This is a genomic window from Leisingera sp. S232 (genome assembly GCF_049800895.1).
GTDB lineage: Bacteria > Pseudomonadota > Alphaproteobacteria > Rhodobacterales > Rhodobacteraceae > Leisingera.
In genome coordinates this window covers 1-1,579 of record NZ_JBNAFX010000084.1, presented here as the reverse complement: position 1 = coordinate 1,579, position 1,579 = coordinate 1, and the positions used below count along the sequence as shown (strand labels likewise).

Genomic DNA, 1,579 nt, shown 5'->3' with positions numbered 1-1,579 from the left:
ATCTGCACGCCTGGGAAACCGGGTCAGAGGCGAAGGCGAAGGCCGGTGTCGGCAAATGGATCGAGTTCTACAACCGCAAACGCCCACATTCCGCCCTTGGCAGCAAACCTCCAGCCGTGGTCTATTGGCTGAGAAATAATGAAACCCAACCCGATCAGCAGGAGCAGAAAGTAGCTTAAACCACGCCGGAAACTGTACAAACATAGGGGAGTAGCTCAGATCGCCCTCGCCGCAATCGTTATTTACTGGCTATGAGTCCTGACCCTAGTGACTTGCTGGTGGGCGAGGTCGGCGACGGCACCTTGAAAGGTTGTGCGGGTGCAGACACTTTGGACGGCGGCAACGGCGACGACCGACTCACCGGCGGCAAAGGCGCGGACACCTTCGTTTTCAGCAGCGGCAAAAACACGGTGACAGATTTCAAGGCAAGCTCTGCTCAAGAGGTCATCGACCTATCCGGTGCCAAGGGGATCCGGAATTTCAATGACCTGGAGAACAATCACCTGCAGACCACGGACGCTGGAGAGGTGATAGAGAACGGCGCCGGCCATCAGATGCTGCTTAGGTGTTCAGTCCCGGCATCTGGTGGATCGGATCGATGATGAAACGATCTGGCTCTGAAGTCCAGATTTTGCAGATGTATTCGTAGGGCGTGAGGCCGCTGAGAGTTTTGAGTCTGCGGGCAAAGTTGTAGGCAGCCATGAAGTCGCCGAGATGTGTTCGTAACTGATCGTGGCTTTCGTAGTGGTATCGCTTCACTGTCGCCTCTTTGATCGTGCGGTTCATCCGCTCGACTTGGCCATTGGTCCACGGATGGTTCGGTTTGGTCAGGCGATGCTCGATCCCGTTGGCCTCACAGATCATGTCGAAGCGCATCTGCCGGGAGTATACTCTGTTCCGGTTTCGTGGCTGTTCGGCGAACTGGATACCGTTATCGGTCAGGATCGTATGGATGCGATAAGGGACCGCCTTGAGCAAATGTTCGAGGAATTCCCAGGCGGTCTTGCGATCTGCCTTGTCGACGAGGTGGGTGACTGCAAACTTGCTGGTCCGGTCAATGCCAACGAAAAGATACAGCTTGCCCTCCGCAGTCTGCACCTCGGCAATATCGATATGAAAAAAGCCGATGGGGTAGCGCTTGAACCTCTGCCGCTTAGGCTTGTCGCCCCCGACATCCGGCAAGCGCGAGATGCCATGCCGCTGAAGGCACCGATGCAGCGCTGACCGCGTCAGATGCGGGATCGAGGGCTGGAGCGCATAGAGGCAATCATCCAACGGCAGTAGCGTATGCCGCCGAAATGCGACGATCATGGCCTCCTCGGCTTGACTGAGAATGGTTGAGCGAGGCTCTTTCGGCCCTGTTTTGCGATCCTCAACGGTCTCGCGCTTTCGCCACTTGGCAACAGTCTTCGGGTTGATCCCGAGTTCCTTGCTCAGCGCCGCGATCGAAGCTTGCGATCGCTGTATTGCTGCTCTGACAGCGTGCGTGGTCGTGGCGCTCCCGTGACGAACTTGTCCCATAGTGCTTCCTTCCATTCCAAAGAACAGATCGCACCATCAAACCATGGGATCAAACACC

Annotated in this window: 3 protein-coding genes; 2 read left to right on the top strand and 1 reads right to left on the bottom strand. The window is 56.4% G+C overall.

The genetic code is table 11. The features are described 5' to 3' along the window. Positions 1-179, top strand: a 179-nt coding sequence (locus ACP151_RS21365; protein WP_424980789.1) for an integrase core domain-containing protein, incomplete at its 5' end; no start/stop codon positions are given. A 99-nt stretch (positions 180-278) separates the two neighbouring features. Next, positions 279-602, top strand: a complete 324-nt coding sequence (locus ACP151_RS21360) for a hypothetical protein (RefSeq protein ID WP_424980788.1) — start codon at positions 279-281, stop codon at positions 600-602. Here ACP151_RS21360 and ACP151_RS21355 read toward each other — a convergent pair. After that, on the bottom strand, positions 562-1,521 hold the full coding sequence (locus ACP151_RS21355) for an IS481 family transposase (protein WP_424978291.1): 960 nt from the start codon (positions 1,519-1,521) through the stop codon (positions 562-564). The two genes, ACP151_RS21360 and ACP151_RS21355, sit on opposite strands and share 41 nt — an antisense overlap. Between the last annotated feature and the right edge of the window lie 58 nt (positions 1,522-1,579).